At 39.4% G+C, this 20,869-nt stretch carries 21 protein-coding genes; 17 read left to right on the top strand and 4 right to left on the bottom strand.

Annotated features, from left to right (window positions below):
• The 12 genes from prmC to lolE form a co-directional block, all read left to right on the top strand.
• On the top strand, positions 1 to 724 hold a 724-nt coding region (gene prmC, locus HMPREF3263_RS05235), incomplete at its 5' end, for a peptide chain release factor N(5)-glutamine methyltransferase (RefSeq protein ID WP_070853098.1).
• Entirely contained in the window at positions 724 to 1,527 is an 804-nt protein-coding gene (locus tag HMPREF3263_RS05230; protein ID WP_070853063.1) for a SirB1 family protein, read from the top strand. The genes prmC and HMPREF3263_RS05230, both read left to right, overlap by 1 nt.
• Positions 1,528 to 1,539: 12 nt before the next feature.
• Positions 1,540 to 2,394, top strand: a complete 855-nt coding sequence (gene kdsA / locus HMPREF3263_RS05225) for a 3-deoxy-8-phosphooctulonate synthase (protein ID WP_005695859.1) — start codon at positions 1,540 to 1,542, stop codon at positions 2,392 to 2,394.
• Positions 2,395 to 2,460: 66 nt separating this feature from the next.
• Positions 2,461 to 3,408: a 2-hydroxyacid dehydrogenase gene (locus HMPREF3263_RS05220; protein ID WP_070853062.1), complete on the top strand. Its 948-nt coding sequence runs from the start codon at positions 2,461 to 2,463 to the stop codon at positions 3,406 to 3,408.
• Positions 3,408 to 4,589, top strand: coding sequence for a lipoprotein-releasing ABC transporter permease subunit (locus tag HMPREF3263_RS05215; RefSeq protein ID WP_065243175.1), 1,182 nt, complete (start codon positions 3,408 to 3,410; stop codon positions 4,587 to 4,589). Before HMPREF3263_RS05220 ends, HMPREF3263_RS05215 begins: the two co-directional genes overlap by 1 nt.
• A gap of 20 nt (positions 4,590 to 4,609) precedes the next feature.
• Complete coding sequence (gene bioA, locus HMPREF3263_RS05210) at positions 4,610 to 5,899, top strand: adenosylmethionine--8-amino-7-oxononanoate transaminase (RefSeq protein ID WP_032804116.1); 1,290 nt, start codon at positions 4,610 to 4,612, stop codon at positions 5,897 to 5,899.
• 8 nt (positions 5,900 to 5,907) lie between these two features.
• The gene (bioF, locus tag HMPREF3263_RS05205) at positions 5,908 to 7,050 is read left to right on the top strand and encodes an 8-amino-7-oxononanoate synthase (protein ID WP_005695865.1); all 1,143 of its coding nucleotides are present in this window, start codon (positions 5,908 to 5,910) and stop codon (positions 7,048 to 7,050) included.
• 9 nt (positions 7,051 to 7,059) lie between these two features.
• The gene (locus tag HMPREF3263_RS05200) at positions 7,060 to 7,707 is read left to right on the top strand and encodes a DUF452 family protein (RefSeq protein WP_070853061.1); all 648 of its coding nucleotides are present in this window, start codon (positions 7,060 to 7,062) and stop codon (positions 7,705 to 7,707) included.
• Positions 7,695 to 8,474, top strand: coding sequence for a malonyl-ACP O-methyltransferase BioC (gene bioC, locus HMPREF3263_RS05195; protein ID WP_005695867.1), 780 nt, complete (start codon positions 7,695 to 7,697; stop codon positions 8,472 to 8,474). Before HMPREF3263_RS05200 ends, bioC begins: the two co-directional genes overlap by 13 nt.
• Before the next feature lie 12 nt (positions 8,475 to 8,486).
• On the top strand, positions 8,487 to 9,128 hold the full coding sequence (gene bioD / locus HMPREF3263_RS05190) for a dethiobiotin synthase (protein ID WP_005695868.1): 642 nt from the start codon (positions 8,487 to 8,489) through the stop codon (positions 9,126 to 9,128).
• A gap of 81 nt (positions 9,129 to 9,209) precedes the next feature.
• On the top strand, positions 9,210 to 9,893 hold the full coding sequence (gene lolD / locus HMPREF3263_RS05185) for a lipoprotein-releasing ABC transporter ATP-binding protein LolD (RefSeq protein WP_005695869.1): 684 nt from the start codon (positions 9,210 to 9,212) through the stop codon (positions 9,891 to 9,893).
• Complete coding sequence (gene lolE, locus HMPREF3263_RS05180; RefSeq protein WP_005695870.1) at positions 9,893 to 11,143, top strand: lipoprotein-releasing ABC transporter permease subunit LolE; 1,251 nt, start codon at positions 9,893 to 9,895, stop codon at positions 11,141 to 11,143. Before lolD ends, lolE begins: the two co-directional genes overlap by 1 nt.
• A gap of 59 nt (positions 11,144 to 11,202) precedes the next feature.
• On the opposite strand, the gene HMPREF3263_RS05175 is transcribed toward lolE, so the two are convergent.
• Positions 11,203 to 11,613 carry a Z-ring associated ZapG family protein gene (locus tag HMPREF3263_RS05175; RefSeq protein WP_014065209.1) on the bottom strand — a complete coding sequence of 137 codons (411 nt, stop codon included), beginning with the start codon at positions 11,611 to 11,613 and terminating at the stop codon, positions 11,203 to 11,205.
• Positions 11,614 to 11,702: 89 nt separating this feature from the next.
• Positions 11,703 to 12,053: a RidA family protein gene (locus tag HMPREF3263_RS05170; RefSeq protein ID WP_049376281.1), complete on the bottom strand. Its 351-nt coding sequence runs from the start codon at positions 12,051 to 12,053 to the stop codon at positions 11,703 to 11,705.
• A 111-nt stretch (positions 12,054 to 12,164) separates the two neighbouring features.
• Here HMPREF3263_RS05170 and HMPREF3263_RS05165 point away from each other — a divergent pair, with 111 nt between their 5' ends.
• Positions 12,165 to 12,881: a YwiC-like family protein gene (locus tag HMPREF3263_RS05165; protein WP_005695874.1), complete on the top strand. Its 717-nt coding sequence runs from the start codon at positions 12,165 to 12,167 to the stop codon at positions 12,879 to 12,881.
• 1 nt (position 12,882) lies between these two features.
• A complete protein-coding gene (locus tag HMPREF3263_RS05160; RefSeq protein ID WP_049376280.1) occupies positions 12,883 to 13,557 on the top strand; it encodes a tetratricopeptide repeat protein in 675 nt (224 codons plus the stop codon).
• Between the two features lie 33 nt (positions 13,558 to 13,590).
• Here HMPREF3263_RS05160 and mnmC read toward each other — a convergent pair whose 3' ends face one another.
• Positions 13,591 to 15,600, bottom strand: coding sequence for a bifunctional tRNA (5-methylaminomethyl-2-thiouridine)(34)-methyltransferase MnmC2/FAD-dependent 5-carboxymethylaminomethyl-2-thiouridine(34) oxidoreductase MnmC1 (gene mnmC / locus HMPREF3263_RS05155; protein ID WP_070853060.1), 2,010 nt, complete (start codon positions 15,598 to 15,600; stop codon positions 13,591 to 13,593).
• Between the two features lie 182 nt (positions 15,601 to 15,782).
• Here mnmC and fabB point away from each other — a divergent pair, with 182 nt between their 5' ends.
• From fabB to ilvN, 3 genes are all read left to right on the top strand, one after another.
• Positions 15,783 to 17,003: a beta-ketoacyl-ACP synthase I gene (gene fabB, locus HMPREF3263_RS05150; protein WP_049365920.1), complete on the top strand. Its 1,221-nt coding sequence runs from the start codon at positions 15,783 to 15,785 to the stop codon at positions 17,001 to 17,003.
• Positions 17,004 to 17,372: 369 nt separating this feature from the next.
• Entirely contained in the window at positions 17,373 to 19,097 is a 1,725-nt protein-coding gene (locus HMPREF3263_RS05145; RefSeq protein WP_070853059.1) for an acetolactate synthase 3 large subunit, read from the top strand.
• Positions 19,097 to 19,588 (top strand): acetolactate synthase small subunit, encoded by a 492-nt coding sequence (ilvN, locus tag HMPREF3263_RS05140; RefSeq protein ID WP_005695880.1) that lies wholly within the window; start codon positions 19,097 to 19,099, stop codon positions 19,586 to 19,588. Before HMPREF3263_RS05145 ends, ilvN begins: the two co-directional genes overlap by 1 nt.
• Positions 19,589 to 19,681: 93 nt before the next feature.
• On the opposite strand, the gene yedE is transcribed toward ilvN, so the two are convergent.
• Positions 19,682 to 20,743 carry a YedE family putative selenium transporter gene (gene yedE, locus HMPREF3263_RS05135; protein ID WP_070853058.1) on the bottom strand — a complete coding sequence of 354 codons (1,062 nt, stop codon included), beginning with the start codon at positions 20,741 to 20,743 and terminating at the stop codon, positions 19,682 to 19,684.
• Positions 20,744 to 20,869: the final 126 nt, after the last annotated feature.

The following is a 20,869-nucleotide window of genomic DNA, read 5'->3' as shown; positions in this document are numbered from 1 at the left end:
AAAAGTGCGGTTAAAATTGACCGCACTTTTAGATCGTCGTCTAAAAGGCGAACCTATCGCTTATATCCTCGGTGAAAAAGAATTTTGGTCCTTGCCTTTAAATGTGTCTGAAGGAACATTAATTCCTCGTCCAGATACTGAAATTCTCGTAGAAAAAGCATTACACATTGCGTTAGAAAAACTGGAAGAAAATCCACCGCACTTTCGTATTCTCGATCTAGGTACCGGCACTGGCGCCATTGCGTTGGCGTTGGCTTCTGAGCTTTCTCCTATTTGTCAAAAAAAGCATATTCAATTGGATGTTATTGGTGTTGATTTAATGCCAGAAGTCGTCAAATTAGCGCAATCCAATGCAGAAAAAAATCAGCTCAAGGTACAATTTTTACAGAGTCGTTGGTTCGAAAATGTTGAAGGGCAGTTTGATATTATCGTCAGTAATCCACCTTATATCGATGAAGCCGATGAGCATCTTTTCCAAGGTGATGTGCGTTTCGAGCCTCGTTCGGCGTTGGTGGCGGGCGAAAACGGTTTAGCTGATTTACGTCATCTTATTGAGTATGCACCAGGACATTTAAAAGATAACGGCTATTTATTGTTAGAGCACGGCTGGAAGCAGGGTGAAGAAGTGCGGTCAATTTTCTGGCAAAATCATTGGCAAGGGGTTGCAACTATACGGGATTATGGCGACAATGAGCGCGTAACGTTGGGATATTGGAAGCGGTAATGAAATACGATCAAAAAGCCTTGTATGCTGAACTGACTCATTTTTATTTGAGCATTTGTGAGAAAGAGCAACTTGATGAGCCTCGTATAAGAGGGCTTGTTGGAAGCTTGGTGCGTAAAGCTCGCCAAGCTATTCCAGAAGAATGGGATGATAAAGCTAAAATTCATCAACTCTTGCAGCTATTTTATGGCGATTGGAGCTTTCATTGCGATGCGGATAATTATTTCTATGCCCGAAATTTATACCTTCCGTATATTCTAGAAGAGCGTGAAGGCATGCCAGTGAGCCTTGGCGCTTTAGTACTTTATCTCGCCGCAAGTTTAAAATTGCCGATTTATCCCGTGAATTTCCCGACTCAACTGATTTTACGTGCTGAAGTCGATGGTGAAGTAGCGTTTATTGATCCTTGGAGTGGAAAATATATTTCAGTGGATGAATTGAAAAAGCTTTATGAAGGTGCTTTTGGTTTTGGGGCTCAAATTCAACCGGAAGATTTAGCTCGAGCAGATATTCCGATGCTTACCGCACGTTTCCGTCAGCTCGCCAAGAATGCCTTAATTCGTGAAGAACAAAACGATTTGGCTTTTAATTATATCCAATTCTTGTTAGCGGGAAGAAAAGATCCTTACGATATTCGCGATCGTGGCTTAGTGTTGGCGCAAATGGGCGCTTATCCTTCAGCCATTGAGGATTTGGAATATTTTGTGGATCAATGTCCGAATGATCCCACTTCTTCTCTGTTAAAAACTCAACTTTTAGAACTGAAAGGCGAAGCATTGAAAGATGCCAAGTCCATCCATTAAAAAGGAAATATTATGCAAAATAAAATTGTAAAAATTGGCAATATTGATGTCGCAAATGACAAACCCTTTGTGCTTTTCGGCGGGATGAACGTGCTTGAAAGTCGCGATATGGCAATGCAAGTTTGTGAAGCTTACGTGAAAGTGACTGAAAAGTTAGGCGTTCCTTATGTTTTTAAGGCATCTTTCGATAAAGCTAACCGTTCTTCAATTCATTCTTACCGTGGTCCAGGCATGGAAGAAGGTTTAAAAATTTTCCAAGAGATAAAAGAAACCTTTGGCGTGAAAGTAATTACCGATGTGCACGAAATTTATCAATGTCAGCCTGTTGCTGATGTGGTGGATGTGATTCAGTTACCGGCATTCTTAGCTCGTCAAACTGATTTAGTCGAAGCGATGGCAAAAACGGGCGCAGTGATTAATGTGAAAAAACCACAATTCTTAAGCCCAGGTCAAATGGGGAACATCGTCGATAAGTTTGAAGAATGTGGTAACGATAAAATCATCCTTTGTGATCGCGGTTCAAACTTTGGCTACGATAATTTAGTGGTGGATATGTTAGGCTTTGGCGTGATGAAAAAAGTGTCTAAAGGTAGTCCAGTTATTTTTGACGTGACTCATTCATTACAATGTCGTGATCCGTTTGGTGCTGCTTCAGGTGGTCGTCGTGAACAAGTGACTGAATTAGCCCGTTCTGGTTTAGCAATTGGGATTGCTGGTTTATTCTTAGAAGCTCACCCAAATCCAAATCAAGCAAAATGTGATGGCCCTTCTGCATTGCCACTTTCGGCATTAGAAGGTTTTGTCTCACAGATGAAAGCTATTGATGATTTAGTGAAGTCTTTTCCTGAATTAGATACATCGATCTAATAGGGAAGTGCGGTTGAAAACAGCATTGTTTCTGACCGCACTTTTGTTCTGTAAAAGGAGATAATAATGAATATTGTATTTTTAGACAGCACGGCAATTCCAAAACATATTCCTATTCCTCGTCCAAGCTTTCCGCATAACTGGGTAGAGTATGAATATACTTCCGCAGAGCAAACCATTGAGCGAGCCAAAGACGCGGATATTATTATCACCAGTAAAGTGATTTTAAGCCGTGAGGTGTTGCAACAATTACCTAAATTAAAATTGATTGCTATCACCGCAACAGGCACCAATAACGTAGATTTAGAGGCTGCAAAAGAACTCGGTGTGGCAGTTAAAAATGTGACAGGTTATTCAGCAACAACAGTACCTGAACATGTGTTGGGCATGATTTTTGCGTTAAAACACAGCTTAGCTGGCTGGCAGCGCGATCAAATCACCGGTAAATGGACAGAGAGCAAACAGTTCTGCTACTTTGATTATCCCATTACAGATGTGAAAGGTTCAACATTAGGCGTGTTTGGAAAAGGCTGTTTAGGTACGGAAATAGGGCGTTTAGCCGAGCTTTTAGGCATGAAAGTGCTTTATGCTGAACATCGACATGCCACAACGTGCCGTGAAGGTTACACGCCTTTTGAAGAGGTGCTAAAACAGGCTGATATTCTGACATTGCATTGTGCATTGACTGAAACAACTAAAAATTTAATCAATCAAGAAACCTTGTCACTTTGTAAGAAAGGTGCGTATTTAATCAATACTGGTCGTGGTCCATTGATTGATGAGCAAGCAGTTTGTGACGCATTAAAATCAGGGCAATTAGGTGGTGCTGCATTAGATGTGTTAGTGAAAGAACCACCAGAGAAAAACAATCCACTGATTGAATTAGCGAAAACGATGCCGAATTTAATTATCACACCTCATATTGCTTGGGCGAGTGATAGTGCGGTAACCACGCTAACAAAAAAAGTGACGCAAAATATCGAAGATTTCGTTCAACAATTAAATCAAAAATAATGAATTTACCTATTTCTTTATACGTCGCTCTGCGATATTGGCGCGCTAAAAGCGCTGATCGTTTTGGGCGACTTGTTGCTAATTTGGCAAGCTTTGGCATCGTATTAGGTGTGATGGCGTTGATTATTGTGCTTTCTGTCATGAATGGATTAGAAGGCTATCAAAAACAGCAGGTGCTTTCGAGCATTCCACACGCGATTGTTAGCCAAGAAACGCCTATTTCAGCAGAAAAAATGCTTGAAAATACACCGCACTTTGTGCAAAAAGCCGTGCCAATTAATACGACAAATGTTGTGTTTCAAACAGCAAAAGGCGTGAGTGCAGGACAAGTAATTGGTATTCAGTCTTTTTCAGATGATCCTTTACTGGAAGGTTTCGATCCTAGCCAATTTAATCAACTTTTACCGCAAGGTGAGTTTAAGTTGATCATTGGTGATAATCTGGCTCAAAAATTAGGTTTAGCAGTGGGCGATAAAGTTCGCTTAATGATTACTGAAAATAGCCAATATACGCCATTTGGTCGTGTGCCGATGCAGCGTTTATTTACTGTGAGTGAGATTTACTATGATTATGGCGAAGCGTCAGGCTATGAGGTTTTTGCTAATTTAGCAGATATTGGTCGCCTAATGCGTATTCAACCAGGTGAGGCTCAAGGCTATCGTTTATTCCTGGATGATCCTTTCCAAATCACAGAATTGCCGAGTTATTTTAAAGAGAGTCATATCAGCGATTGGCGTGTCCAAAAAGGGGAGTTTTTCCAAGCGGTTCGTATGGAAAAAAATATGATGGGCTTGTTGATTAGCTTAATTATCGTTGTGGCGATTTCCAATATTGTGACCTCATTAAGTTTAATGGTGGTGGATAAACAAGGAGAAATCGCTATTTTGCAAACACAAGGTGTTACTAAATCACAAGTACGTTCTATCTTTATTTATCAAGGTTTATTGGTTGGACTAGTGGGCACATTGATTGGTGCTGTACTGGGCGTATTAATTACCTTAAATCTTGGGGCAATTTTAAGTGCGGTCAATCCGAACGGTGTTTTCTTGCCAACATCCATTGAGCCTGTGCAAGTCATTATTGTGATTGCCTTTTCTTTATTGTTATCTTTATTATCAACCATTTATCCAGCTTATCGTGCGGCAAAAGTAGAACCTGCCGCCGCCTTGAGATACGAATAAGTTTTAATGGTAAATAAATGATGGATGAACAATCACTTTTAGCGCTTGATACACAACATATTTGGCATCCTTATTCTTCAGTTTCTTCTGATATGCCGCTTTATGCGGTAGAACGTGCAGATGGCGTGATGATAACCTTAAAAGATGGTCGTCGTTTGATTGATGGCATGTCTTCTTGGTGGGCGGCGTTACATGGTTATAATCACCCTCGTTTAAATGCGGCTGCACAGAATCAGTTGGCAAAAATGAGCCATATTATGTTTGGAGGATTTACCCACGAACCTGCGGTGGAATTAGCTCAATTATTGGTAAAAATTTTGCCAAATAGCTTAGATAAGATCTTTTTTGCTGATAGTGGTTCTGTTGCTGTGGAAGTGGCGATGAAAATGGCTATTCAATATCAGCACGCTAAAGGGGAAGTACAACGGCAAAAATTCGCTACCATCCGTTCTGGTTATCATGGTGATACTTGGAATGCGATGTCAGTGTGTGATCCAACCACAGGGATGCATCATTTATTTCATCATAGTCTGCCCATACAATATTTTCTTCCTCAACCCAATATTCCATTTAATGAATCTTGGAATGATAGTGCGATTGAACCTTTAGCTGATTTACTTAAGAAAAAAGGTAGCGAAATTGCCGCACTTATTTTAGAGCCTGTGGTGCAAGGCGCGGGCGGTATGTATTTTTATTCGCCAACTTATTTAGTGAAAGCACAAGCGCTTTGTAAACAATATGGTGTATTGCTAATTTTTGATGAAATTGCCACGGGTTTTGGCCGTACAGGGAAATTATTTGCTGCCGAGCATGCTGGAATTTCGCCAGATATTATGTGTATCGGTAAAGCCTTAACAGGTGGTTATTTAACTTTATCTGCAACCATTACGACCACTGAAATCGCGAAAACTATTTGTGGCGGTGAGGCTAAATGCTTTATGCACGGACCCACTTTTATGGCAAACCCGTTGGCCTGTGCAATTGCGGCAGAATCTATCCGTTTATTATTGGAAAGCCCTTGGCTGCAAAATATTCAGCGAATTGAGTCTTCCTTAAAACAACAACTTTTGCCTTTAGCTAAAAAAGATTATGTCAAAGAAGTTCGCGTATTAGGGGCGATTGGGGTGGTTGAAATGAAAAGTGCGGTAAATATGAAAACTTTAGTCCCACGTTTTGTGGAACAAGGTGTTTGGATTCGACCTTTCGGAAAATTGGTTTATGTGATGCCTCCATTTGTGATTAAAGATGATGAACTTCAGAAATTAACGGAAGGCATGATTCTGGCTTTAACTCAGGAATATGAACATTAGGATAAAAAATGGATGCTTTCAAACAGCAACTGGAACAGCTTAGCGCACAAAATCAATATCGTTCAATTCCAGATTTAGTTCATCAAGGACGATATATTATGCGAGAAAATTGCAAAATGTTGAATATGTCATCGAATGATTATTTAGGTTTGGCATCGAATGAAAACTTGCGCCAGTCTTTTTTACAGCAATATGGCGATAATTTTCCTTCTTTTACCAGTTCTTCGTCTCGTTTATTAACGGGAAATTTTCCTGTTTATACCGATCTTGAGCAGCTTATTGCTCAACGTTTCCAACGAGAAAGCGTTTTATTATTTAACAGTGGCTATCACGCCAATCTTGGTATTTTACCGGCGTTGACGACAACAAAAAGTTTAATTTTGGCAGATAAATTAGTGCATGCCAGTATGATTGATGGTATTCGTTTAAGCCAATGTGAGTTCTTTCGTTATCGTCATAATGATTATGAACATCTAAAGAATCTGCTCGAAAAAAATGCCGGAAAATTTGACCGCACTTTTATTGTAACGGAATCGGTTTTTAGTATGGATGGCGATGTAGTTGATTTGAACTATCTTGTTCAATTAAAAAAACAGTTTCCAAATACTTATCTTTATGTGGATGAAGCCCATGCAATAGGTGTTTACGGTAAAAACGGATTAGGTATTGCCGAACGAGCTAATGTGATAGCTGATATAGATTTATTGGTTGGCACTTTTGGTAAAGCCTTAGCTTCAATGGGCGCTTATGTCGTCTGTGATCAAATATTAAAAGAATGTTTGATTAATCAAATGCGTCCATTGATTTTTTCAACCGCACTTCCGCCGTTTAACGTGGCTTGGACTCATTTTATTTTTGAACGATTACCACAACTTTCAAAAGAAAGAACGCATCTTGAGCAGTTAAGTGCATTTTTACGCCAAGAAGTGGAGCATAGAACGCAAATAATGCCAAGCCAAACTTGCATCGTTCCCTATATTTTAGGTGAGAACGAAGCAACCCTCGCTAAGGCGAAAGCTCTGCAAGAGCAAGGTTATTATTGCTTGCCGATTAGACCACCGACAGTACCAAAAGGTACATCCAGAATACGATTATCTTTGACGGCAGATATGACAATGGATGAAGTAAAACAGTTTGTGGCATGCTTATAAGGAAATAATGTGAAAACGAAATTTTATGATCATCAAGGTGAGCATTTAATAGTTTATTTTGCTGGTTGGGGGACACCTCTTGATGCTGTGGCTCATTTGATTTTGCCAACAAATCACAATTTATTAATTTGCTACGATTATCAAGATTTGACGTTAGATTTTGATTTTTCTGCTTATCAGCAAATTCGTGTAGTTGCATGGTCAATGGGGGTTTGGGTGGCAGAGCGAGTATTACAAGGAATTACCTTACAATCTGCAACAGCAGTGAATGGTACAGGTTTACCTTGTGATGATAGCTTCGGTATTCCTTACGCTATTTTTAAAGGTACGCTAGAGAATCTCGAAGAAAATACTCGTTCAAAGTTTGAACGTAGAATCTGTGGTGATAAAGTATCTTTTGAACGTTATCAACAATTTTCTGCACGACCATTTAACGAAATTCATCAAGAACTCACCGCACTTTTTGCGATGATTCAGCAAGATAAAGGCACAGATCTTATTCACTGGACAAATACATGGATTAGTTCTCGCGATAAAATTTTTACACCAGCTAATCAGCACCAATATTGGGCATCGCGTTGTGCGGTTCAGGAAATAGAAGGTGAGCATTATGTGTTTTCAAGATTTACCCACTGGTCGGCATTATGGAATCATTAACTTCCGTAGATAAATCGCGCATTAAACACGCCTTCCAAAAAGCCTTAAATAGCTATGATGAACATGCATTAATTCAACAAAAAATGAATATTAAGTTAATGATGCATTTGCAAGACTATTTACCAAATGGGTCACTAGATAGCGTTTTGGAACTCGGTTGCGGTTCTGGTATGTTGAGTACGTTGTTGCAAAAACAGATTTCAGCCAATTATTGGTTATTTAATGATTTGTGCGATGTGCATTCTCTACTCGCTGAAAAACTAATTCAACCCTTTGATTTTTATTGTAGTGATGCAGAGAACTTTCCTTTTCAACGACGATTTGACTTGATTGCAAGTGCATCAGCTGTACAGTGGTTCCATCATCCTGACAATTTTATTTCCCATTGTAAAACAGGATTGAAACCTAATGGTTTATTGGCGATGACGAGCTTTGGTGAAGATAATTTAAAAGAGATTCGCCAAATGACGAATGTGGGGTTAAGTTATCCGAATTTATCTCAATGGCAAAATTGGTTAGCCAATGATTTTGAGCTTTTATGGTGTGACGATTTTAATGTAATACTAGACTTTGATACGCCATTGGATGTACTCAAACATCTGAAATATACAGGTGTAACAGCGACTAACCAGAAAAATTGGACAAGAAAAAATCTCAACAAATTTGTTGATGATTACTTACAGGCTTTTAGTTTGCCATCGGGTAAAGTGGGCTTAACTTATCATCCATTGTTTTTTATCGCACGTTATTCTCATGCTGGAAATTAGTAAGGCGTATTTATGGGCAAGGTTATTTTTGTATCGGGCATTGATACCGATGTAGGTAAAACGGTTGCAACAGGCATTTATGCTAAAAAGTTGATGGAACAAGGCTTTTCCGTTATTACACAAAAAATGATTCAAACAGGCTGTAAAAATATCGCTGATGATTTGCTTGTACATCGAAAGATTCAAGGGATTGATTTGACAGCAGAAGATTTACAAGGCGACACCTGTCCTTATCTTTTTGAATACCCTTGTTCTCCTCATTTAGCTGCAAAGCTCGAGGGGCGAGAAATTAATGAAAAAATTATTGAAAAATCCACCGCACTTCTGGCAGAGAAATATGATTATGTGCTGCTGGAGGGGGCTGGTGGATTAATGGTGCCTTATTGTGACGAGGCGACGACGTTACATTATATCCAGTCAAACAATTACCCGTTGATTTTAGTGACATCGGGAAAATTAGGTAGTATTAACCACACATTATTAAGTTTAGAGGCCTGTCGTTCTCATGGTGTGCCAGTGCTAAGCGTAATGTATAACGGTTATCCAGAATACGATTCTATCATTAGTCAAGAGACGCAAGGTTATTTAAAGGGTTATCTTAAAAAATATTTTCCTGAGACGGGATTTGAATGCTTTGAGCGTATTGAAATTTAAGCTCAGGAAAAAGTGTGATAGACTCGCGCAAGTTTTTAATGAGATGATTTGCTGCTAAAGTGCGGTTAAAAAGAGTAAAAAATGAATAACTATTTATTAAAATGCGAAAACATCAATAAATTTTATCAAGAAGGTGAAAATCAAACGCAAGTGTTAAAAGGTGTTTCTTTTTCTATGGAACCCGCAGAGTTGGTTGCGATTGTAGGAAGCTCAGGTTCAGGGAAAAGTACTTTATTGCATACTTTAGGGGGACTTGATCAGCCAAGTAGCGGGGAAGTGTTTATTAATGGACAATCCTTACAAAAAACATCGGCTAATGAATTATCTGCTTTGCGTAATCGTTATTTAGGATTTGTGTATCAATTCCATCATTTAATGGCGGATTTTACCGCACTTGAAAATGTGATGATGCCGATGTTGATTGGTCATCAAAATAAAACAGAAGCGAAAGATCGTGCCGAAAAAATGCTAAGTGCGGTGGGATTAAGTCATCGCATTACTCACCGTCCATCAGCACTTTCGGGTGGTGAACGTCAACGTGTCGCGATTGCCCGTGCTTTAGTGAATAATCCATCGTTAGTTTTAGCGGATGAGCCCACAGGGAATCTCGATCACAAGACTACAGAAAGCATTTTTGAACTCATTCAACAACTTAACCAAGAGCAAAATATCGCTTTTTTATTAGTCACTCACGACATGGGGCTTGCTGAAAAATTATCACGTCGTTTAGTCATGCAAGATGGTATTTTGAAGGAAGGTGTATAATGAATACGCCATTTTTTATTAGCTGGCGTTATCAACGTGGTAAGCAGAAAAATCCTTTAGTTGCGTTAATTTCAAAATTCTCTGCAATTGGTATCGCCCTTGGTGTAGCAGTGTTGATTGTGGGGTTAAGTGCCATGAATGGGTTTGAGCGTGAATTAAACTCGCGCATTTTGGCTGTCGTGCCGCATGTAGAAATTACAGTAAATCCACAGGGTAATGACCCCACATTAAATCATTGGCAGAAGTTAGCCGAACGTCTAAAAACGAACAAAAAAATTACCGCACTTTCACCTTTTGTGAGTTTTACTGCCTTAGTTGAAAATGGCAATAAACTTAAAGTTGTACAAGTGAAAGGGGTCGATAAACAAGCTGAAGATCAAGTGAGTTCTCTTAGTAAGTTTGTGGAAGGCGATGGCTGGCAAAAATTCGCAGAAGAAGGCGGATTGGTGCTGGGCTCTGGTATTGCCAAAGCGTTAGATGTTAAAGCAGGCGATTGGGTGTCGTTATTAATCTCTCAACCGAATGGCGAAGATCAAATGGCGCAACCTAATCGTGAGCGTGTTCAAGTGACCGCTATTTTACGTTTAGATGGTCAGTTAGACCATAGCTATGCCTTACTGGCATTACCTCAAGCGCAAGAATTAATGGGGTATCGCGAAGATCAAATTACGGGTGTCGAATTGAAAGTTGATGATCCATTCAAAGTACAAGAAATGGATTATTCGATGCTAAATGATTATCCACAACTGCTTTACATTCAAAACTGGGTGGCAAAATTTGGTTATATGTATCGTGATATTCAGCTTATCCGTACTGTGATGTATATCGCGATGGTGCTTGTAATTGGGGTGGCGTGTTTTAATATCGTTTCTACCTTAATTATGGCAGTAAAAGATAAGCAAGGTGATATTGCGATTATGCGAACCTTGGGAGCAAATAATGGCTTTATTAAACAGATCTTTATTTGGTATGGTTTGCTTGCAGGGATGAAAGGGTGTTTGATTGGTATTGTGTTAGGTGTTGTACTTGCTCTTAATCTCACTCCGATTATTCAAGGCATCGAGACATTACTCGGTAAAAAACTGTTATCAGATGGCATCTATTTCGTTGATTTCTTACCAAGCGAATTACATTGGTTCGATGTTGTATTAGTTCTTGTGGCGGCATTGGTATTGAGTTTACTTGCCAGTCTTTATCCAGCCAGTCGAGCCGCGAAGTTACAACCGGCTCAAGTATTGAGTAATCATTAATAAACAATCAGGGATTAAGCATTTAATCCCTGATTTTTTTATTGTTCAACCGTTAATCATTACTGGTTTTCTTTATCTGTTTTTAATAAGCCAGATGAACCTTCGGAATAATCGCGTGGTGGCTCTTCAGATTTGCTTTCTGATGAGGCGGTCACTAATTGCTGGGTAAATAACCCTTTGTCGGCTGGTTTATTGCCAAGCAAGGTTTCAGATGAAACGGCATAGTGACGATAGAGTTTTTGATAATCACCAATTAAGGTTTTAAATAATTCAGCACTTTCAGCGAAATGTTTTTCAAGTTGTGCTTGTTTATCGCTTAATTGTGTTTTGACTTCTTTTAGTTCAGCTTCGGTTTGAACTTGTTTTTTAACAGAACCTTTTGTTAAACGTAACAGCAAATAGCCTAAGATTACGCCAACTACAAGTCCAATCACAGCGGCTTGCCATATTTCTGGTATCCATGATTGCATACATTACTCCTTCTTTTGAATTCAGTATTTAGTGTAAAGGAAAACCGAAAAACGTTCTTTGCGGTTGATCACATTTTGAAAAATCTTGTTTATACAGCCGCAATAATAACGATCTCAACTTTCCAATCAGGATCTGCAAGTTTTGCTTCTACCGTTGCTCGGCTTGGTGGATTTTGGCTATCGACCCATTCATCCCATGCTTGGTTGAGTTGAGCATAATCTGTCATATTAGCAAGGAAGATTTGCGTGGTAAGAATTTTACTTTTTTTAGAACCAATTTCAGCCAATAATTTATCGATCAGAGAAAGGACTTCTTTGGTTTGTTCGTAAGCATTTTGCTTAACGGTTTTTTCCGGTACTTGGCCAGCAAAATAGGCAGTATTGTTATGAATGACCACTTCAGAAAAGCGTTTGCTTGGTTGAATGCGTTGAATCGACATAATGGCTCCTTTTTGATGAAGATAATTCCATTCTAAAGGCGGTTTTAGACTTTGTAAATCAAGAAATTGTGGGATAAAATAACTGAGAATTTTTATCAACTAAAGAAAACTATGAAACTCCTGATTTCGAATCAATATGGCGCCATTGTCATGGCATTATTGCCTTTTGTTTACGGTATGTTATTAGCCTCACCTGTTTGGGCGCATTTCTTTTTGCTTTTAGCTTGGTTCACCATGTATTTGCTGAGTTACCCCATGCTTAGTCTCTTTAAAGGCAAAAATATGGCGGAATATAAAAAGTGGACCATCATCTATGGTGTTGCGGCTTTTTTATTTGCGCTTCCTGCCATTTTTTATAACTGGCAAATTCTTTTCTTTATTGCCGCCATGTTTCCTTTTGTGTTGGTGAGTATCTATTACACCAAGAAAAAAGATGAACGTAACCTTCTCAATGATTTAGCGGGTATTGCGATTTTTGCCCTTGCAGGTATGGGATCCTATTATTTTTCTGACCGCACTTTTGATGAAAAAATCTGGTGGGTAGCATTGTATCCAAGCTTATTTTTTATTGGCACGACGCTTTACGTCAAATCAATGATGCGTGAACGTAAAAATCCGCTTTATCTCAAAGCCTCTATTATTTTCCACGTGCTTTGTGTACTCGGTTGCTTGTTTACCCAACAATATGTCTTATCACTTGCTTTTGTGCCAGCGTTAATTCGTGCTATTTATTTGCCAACCAAGAAACTTTCGGTTAAGCAAGTCGGTCTAATAGAATTCGGAACATCCGCCATTTTTTTGATTATTTTATTGATAGCGACATTATAAGATGAAGACATTAGCCAAACTTTTATTCCTAGCCACCTTCACGTTAAGCAGTTCAGCATTTGCCATGAAAACCATTGATTTGGTCGATAAAGCACAAATGACGGATCAGCAAAAAATGGATCTGGCGCAAAAACTAGCTGAGAAACAAGATTGGAAAGCCGTTTTTGAAATCATGTATCCTCTTGCGTTGGAAGGTAATTTACAAGCGCAAAGCAATTTAGGGATGCTTTATAATTTAGGCCGTGGAGTGGATGAAAATAAAGAGTTGGCTTATTGGTGGTTTAGCGAAGCTGCTGAGCGAGGCAGCATCAAAGCCATCAATAATTTGGCAGTGATGTATTTCAACGGTAACAACTATGTAAAACAAGATACCGCTCAAGCGATTAAATTATTTGAAACCAGTGCAACAAAAGATCCTGATGCCATGCTTACATTAGGGGAAATTTATACCAATCAGAAAGAATTTACCAAAGCCTTTGAATGGTTTCAAAAGGCTGCAAATGCGGGTAGTAATGAAGGAAAATTCCGTTTAGCTCGTTTGTATGAAGAAGGGATTGGAACACAAGTCAACATTGGTTTGGCCAAATTGCTTTATTTGGAAATTATGAATACGGCGAAAAAGGATGAAATCAAAGAAATCGCCAGACAGCGATTACAACGTTTAAGCTTGTATTAAGAAAAAGTGCGGTTGATTTTAACCGCACTTTTTTTATTTCACCTCTGCACCTTTCAACCAGCGTCTGACCCAACTGCGGTTTGGCATCACATTGTGAATCAGATCTTCGCTCATTGGTAAGGGCTCGCCATAAATTAAGGAAGCCAGTGTTTCACCCAAAAGTGGCGCAGAGGTTAATCCTCGTGAGCCTAATGCGCCGATTAAATAGAGGTTAGGGTAGTTTTCAGCTTGTTCTACTGGTTGTTTACGGCGTCGTAAATTAAACAAATTTTGATATTGTGTTTGCTGAGCAGAAAAATGAGGAACCACCGCCATCATTGGGGTGAGATCACGTACTGAACAACGCACGCCGATTCGAGCAAGGTTACCCGATGTATCCACTTCTTTTGTCCACTCTTCAGGGATATTTTGCTGAATTTTTTGTTGGTTTTCTTGTTGTTCAGTTAGGCTAAATTCACGAGTCGCATTATCACGAACATGACTTGCGCCAATACAATGACTGGTTTTTGCTTGATCTGCGGGCGTAAGATAGCCGTCATAGCACAACACGGTTTTGAGTTTAAGCAAGTTTTCTGATGTCGGAATTTGGCTCACTTGTCCGCGGACAGGATAGAGTGGGAGTTTTTGTGTTTGCTCGAATTCCGTGAGTTTATGCCCATTTGCTAAAACAACCACTTCATGGCAGAAAGTTTCATTTTCAGCTGTGGTGATTTGCCAACCATTTTTTGTTTGAGAAAGTGCGATTACTTTTTGTGATGTTTTAATTTGGACGCCTTGCTTCTCTAAAAAGGCAAAAGCATGCTGAACTAACTGACGTGGTGCAAGCCAAGCGCCTTGAGGAATAAAACCGCCCCCAAAAGGTAACGGTAAGCCCACTTTTTCACTTAATTCAGATTGGTTTAGTGACTGATATAAATCAGAAGGCAAATTCAGATCAGCGATTTTATTTAATTTACTTTCTGTTTTCTCATTGTAAGCACAAAGTGCGACACCACAGAATTCATGTTCAAATTCGATTTGTTGCTGAATTGCCCATTGTAGAAATTGATGGCCATAGGCAAAGGCATGAATATAAAAACGAATATTGCGTTCGTTATCATCGCTCAGTTGCGGATAAAAAGCGCCTTGTTTATTGCCAGATGCATTGAGGGCAGTTTGTTCATCTTCGCAATAAATTGTGATTTTTGCTCCGCGTTTAACCAATGAAATAGCTGTGCAAAGAGAAGCAATACCGCCACCAATAATGGCAATATCTTGTTCTTTGAGATTGGCTGGCTGACTATGAAACCAGGGCGTAGAAAGTGCGGGCAGCTTTTCGTGCGTTTTTTGACCGGAAAGACATTCTCGTTTTTTACCAAAGCCTTTGCGTTTCGTCATATCAAAGCCTACATTTTCTAAGCCTTTTCTGACCGCACTTGCCGCAGTAAAAGTCGCAAAGGTGCCTTGTGGTTTAGTAAAACGAAACATTTGCTGATAAAGCTGCTCATTCCACATATCGGGGTTTTTACTCGGGGCAAAACCATCTAAAAACCACGCGTCAATTTTATCATTCATATAATCGCCAAGCTGTGGCAGATTTTCAGCCACATCACCAAACCAAAGATCTAACGTGGTTTCATTAAAATGAAAACGGTAGCAACCCTGAATGGGATTAAGCCAATGCTGCTGTAACTGCTGAGCAAGGTTATAAAATTGAGGATAGGCTAAATGGGCTTGTTGTAATGCATCAAGTGGCAAAGGGTATTTTTCAAAAGAGATAAAATAAAGGCGTTTTAAAGGCGAATCTGGATATTTTTGACGAAATTCACGGAATAGCGTGGTCACCGCAAAGAAATTTAATCCTGTGCCAAACCCCGTTTCAGCAATAATAAAGTGGGCTTCTTGATAATTAACCCAACGTTCCCACAACTGATTGCCTTCTAAAAACACGTAATGCGTTTCCGCTAAACCATCTTGATTAGAAAAATACACATCATCAAATTTATCCGAAACAGGGGTATTCTCTTCGTTAAAATGAATTTTTGCGTGCTGAATGGTGAACATGTGTTAGCCCTTTTTTGCCTTATCAAATTCTTTTATAATAGCACGGAAATTTTGAGTCGGTTAAAACTTAACTGGTCGAACAAATGAATTATTGCTTGCAATATTTTCATTTCATAGTAAATTGCGTTCAGCTAACAACTGTAAGTTGAATTTAATTTCCCCTAAATCATAAGGAATAAAGAATGAAAAGAGCTGTAATTACTGGTTTTGGTATTATTTCAAGTATCGGTAACAACAAAGAAGAAGTTTTGGCTTCATTAAAAGCAGGTAAATCTGGTATTGAAGTCGTGCCTGAGTTTGTTGAAATGAAAATGCGTAGCCATGTTGCGGGCACAATCAAACTTGATCCAAGCGAGCACATCGATCGTAAAGTATATCGTTTTATGGGTGATGCGGCAGCTTATGCATACCTTTCTATGCGTGAAGCGATTGAAGATTCAGGTTTAACAGAAGATCAAGTTTCAAATGACCGCACAGGTCTTGTAATCGGTGCAGGTACTGGTTCAGCTCACAACCAATTAGTGGCTTGTGATGCAGTACGTGGTCCACGCGGTGTGAAAGCAATTGGTCCTTACGCAGTAACTAAAACCATGGCTTCAAGCGTATCAGCTTGTTTAGCAACTCCTTACAAAATCCGTGGTGTAAACTACTCAATCAGCTCTGCTTGTGCAACGTCTGCACACTGTATCGGTCACGCAGTTGAATTAATTCAATTGGGTAAACAAGATGTAGTTTTCGCGGGTGGTGCGGAAGAATTATCTTGGGAATGTGCTACTGAATTCGATGCAATGGGTGCCGTTTCAACTAAATACAATGATACCCCAGAAAAAGCGTCTCGTGCTTACGATGCAAACCGTGATGGTTTCGTTATCGCAGGCGGTGGTGCTGTTGTAGTGGTTGAAGAATTAGAACACGCATTAGCACGTGGCGCAAAAATCTACGCTGAAATCGTAGGTTATGGCGCAACCTCTGATGGTTACGACATGGTAGCACCAAGTGGTGAAGGTGCTGAGCGTTGTATGAAACAAGCAATGGCAACTGTGGATACCCCAATTGATTACATCAACGTACACGGTACATCAACACCAGTTGGTGACGTAAAAGAATTAGGTGCAATCAAAAATGTATTTGGTGACAAAATTCCTGCGATTTCTTCAACCAAATCAATGACTGGTCACTCTTTAGGTGCAGCAGGTGCACACGAAGCAATCTATACCTTATTAATGTTACACAATGACTTTATTGCACCAAGCATTAATATCGAAACATTAGACGAAGCAGCAGAAGGCTGCAATATCGTGACTGAAACAAAAGAAAATGCAGGTTTACAAACTGTGATGTCAAACAGCTTTGGTTTCGGTGGCACAAACGCAACTTTAGTTTTCAGACGTTATAACGGCTAATTAAAAAATCCTTAAAATCTAACCGCACTTTGGGGCTTCCAAGTGCGGTTTTTTCTTATCATTGCTTCTTTTTTCCTCGCTCATAAAAGAGAACAACATTTAAAATGTGATCTAGTTCAAATTTTTGAATAAAAGAATAAAATTTTTTTATTTTTATAAAAATCTATATAAAAACGCGATTCTCTATGTTTTTTATTTTTAATCTTTATTAAAAACTTTATTTTTGATTTTTGTAGATTTTAATGCTTTTAAATTTGTTTTTTTAGACTTTTGCAATGCTAGACAAGTTGTTTTCTTTCGGTATGATGGTTCCATTGTTTTGACAACGAATCGTAGTAATAAAAGTGCGGTCAGTTTTAGGAGTAAAATATGAAGAAATTATCTGGTGCGGAAATGGTGGTTCAGTCTTTGCGTGACGAAGGCGTTGAGTATTTATTTGGTTATCCAGGCGGTGCCGTATTGGATATTTATGATGCAATCCATACCCTTGGTGGGATTGAACATATTTTAGTCCGCCATGAGCAAGCTGCGGTACATATGGCAGATGGTTATGCACGTGCGACAGGTAAAGTGGGTTGTGTGTTAGTCACATCAGGACCTGGTGCGACCAATGCGATTACGGGTATTTTGACCGCTTATACTGATTCAGTACCAATGGTGATCATTTCAGGTCAGGTAATGAGTAGCTTAATCGGCCGTGATGCGTTCCAAGAATGTGATATGGTGGGGATTTCTCGTCCAGTGGTTAAACACAGCTTTATTGTTAAGAAAGCAGAAGACATTCCAGGTATCTTGAAAAAAGCCTTTTATATTGCTTCAACAGGCCGTCCAGGCCCCGTTGTCGTAGACATTCCAAAAGATACCGTAAATCCAACTTTAAAATATCCTTACGAATATCCAAAATCTGTTGAGCTTCGTTCTTATAATCCAACGGTAAATGGTCACAAAGGTCAAATTAAGAAAGCGTTAAAAGCATTATTAGTGGCTAAAAAACCGGTTTTATTCGTCGGTGGTGGTGCTATTGCAGCAGGCTGTCATGAGGAATTAACGCAATTTGCACAACGTTTAAATTTACCGGTTACCTCATCATTAATGGGCTTAGGTGTGTATCCAAGTACTGACAAACAATTCTTAGGTATGCTTGGGATGCACGGGACTTATGAAGCCAATACAGCCATGCATGAAAGTGATTTAATCCTTGGTGTTGGTGTTCGTTTTGATGACCGAACTACTAACAACTTAGATAAATATTGTCCGAATGCAAAAGTGATTCAGATTGATATTGACCCAACCTCTATTTCTAAAAACGTCCCTGTTGCGATTCCAATTGTAGGTAACGCGAAAAATGTATTGGATGAGTTCTTAAGCTTATTAGGTGAAGAAATTGGTTCGCGTCCACAAAACCAATTAGAAGATTGGTGGAAACAAATTGATGAATGGAAAGCGAAAAAATGCTTGGATTTCGATCGCACTTCAGGCGTCATTAAACCACAGCAAGTCATGGAAGCCGTATATCGCATCACAAAAGGCCAAGCTTATGTGGCATCGGATGTAGGGCAACACCAAATGTTTGCCGCATTACATTATCCGTTTGATTTACCGCGTCGTTGGATCAATTCGGGTGGTGCGGGTACCATGGGCTTTGGTTTACCAGCTGCATTAGGGGTAAAACTTGCGCATCCTGAAGCAACTGTGGTTTGTGTAACGGGTGATGGCAGTATTCAAATGAATATTCAAGAGCTTTCAACAGCAACACAATATGGTATTCCTGTTGTGATAATTTGCTTGAACAACCACTTCTTAGGCATGGTAAAACAATGGCAAGATTTGATTTACTCAGGCCGCCATTCTCAAACTTATATGAATTCTTTACCGGATTTCGTGAAGTTAGCGGAATCTTATGGTCATGTGGGAATTCAAATTTCTACACCAGATGAATTAGAAAGCAAATTAAAAGAAGCCTTCAGTATTAAAAATAAATTGGTCTTTGTTGATATTAACGTTGATGAAACCGAACACGTTTACCCAATGCAAGTTCGCGGCGGGGCGATGAATGAGATGATTTTAAGCAAACCACAAGAGGAGAAAGAATAATGCGTAGAATTTTATCTGTTTTATTAGAAAATGAATCCGGTGCATTATCTCGTGTGGTCGGCTTATTTTCCCAACGTGCATTTAACATTGAAAGCTTAACTGTGGCACCAACCGATGATCCAACGCTTTCTCGTATGACGATTGAAGCGGTGGGTGATGAGCAAGTGCTCGAACAAATCGAAAAACAACTTCACAAATTAGTGGATGTATTTAAAGTTATTAACTTGAGTGAACATGAGCACGTTGAGCGTGAAGTGTTGTTAGTGAAAGTGCGAGCAACGGGTTCATCACGCGATGAGCTAAAACGTTTAGCAGACATCTTCCGTGGTCAGATTGTGGATGTAACAACAAAATCCTACACGATTCAATTAACGGGTACAAAAGACAAATTAGATGCTTTTGTTGAGGCTGTGAAGGAAGAAAGTACATTACTTGAGATTGTTCGTTCAGGCTTAATTAGCCTTTCTCGTGGTGAGAAAAATATTCTCTAATGATGTAGAAAGTGCGGTTAAAAATAACCGCACTTTTGAAAACAAAAAAAGGAAGTCATAATTGACTTCCTTTTTGTTTATTCTGAATGAATATTAAGCTTCCGATTTATTAGTGAATGCGATATATAAACAAACTGCAAAACCGGCAATTAAAACATAAGGCGTAAAGATTGGAACGCCAGTAGGAGCTGCTGCGAAACCAAAGTTATGTGCCGCTGCTGCGCCCAGTAGCATACCGAGCACAAATAATGCCGAGTCATTGTTCCCTTCACCAATATTGACTAATTGCTTACCAGGGCAACCACCGCCTAATGCAAAGCAAAGACCGCAAAGCGCCATAGAAAGGAAATTGTAGAGATAGTCATTATGCGCAATAGGTTGTTTTTCAAAGCCCAAATGGAATTGACCTAATAAGGCATTGGTTATTGCCGCAAAGACAATCAATGCAATCACGCCATTTAATAAATGCGCATCACGGAAGAGGACAAAGTTTCGGAATGCCCCAATGGTGCAAAAACGTGATTTTTGCATCAGCACACCGAGAAGTAATCCGCCAGCAAGTGACATCCAAATAGCCGCATGTTGTGCACCAGGGCCTTTTTCAGAGGTGTAAATTGCTAGATTTTCACCAAATTTAAATTGGGTTAAGGCTAAAACAAGCAAAATCACGGCAAAGATTGGACCGATTAAGCCAGAAGATTGGCTTTGTTCCTTCGATTTACCTAATGAGAATCCTCGATTAGCGAGGAAAATGCCACCTAATACACCGGCAAATAATCCTATGATACCGGCAATTGCAGTGAGATCACCGCCACCTAATCGTAAATAAGCACGCCATGGACAACCTAAGAAAATGAGCGCACCAAGCATCGCAAAAAAGCCTAAGCTAATACGAGCGAGTGGGGCAGAGCCTCCACGAGGTTTAAATTCCTTAGATAAGAATGCACTGGCGAGTGCTCCTAAAACTAATCCAATGAGTTCTGGGCGAAGGTATTGTAATGGGGCAGCGTGGTGTAATCCAAGCGATCCGGCTGTATCTCGTAAGAAACAAGCCGCACAAAATCCCATATTACCAGGATTGCCATTGTAAGTGAGAAGTGGCGCAACGATACCAAGTGCAGCACCTGCAACCACAGGCCAAGTTAAAATTTTCATAATTAGACCCTTGTGATATCTGAAGTTAAATTGAATTGTTTGTTTTTAATAATAAAAACAAAGGTATTGTAAAAAGAGTTGAAAAATAAAGAAAGTTTATTTTCTTGAAATTGTGAGCGGGATCAA

Source organism: Haemophilus sp. HMSC61B11 (assembly GCF_001838615.1).
GTDB lineage: Bacteria > Pseudomonadota > Gammaproteobacteria > Enterobacterales > Pasteurellaceae > Haemophilus_D > Haemophilus_D parainfluenzae_AD.
The sequence above is the reverse complement of the archived record's forward strand: the minus strand, read 5'-3'. Positions and strand labels throughout refer to the sequence as shown.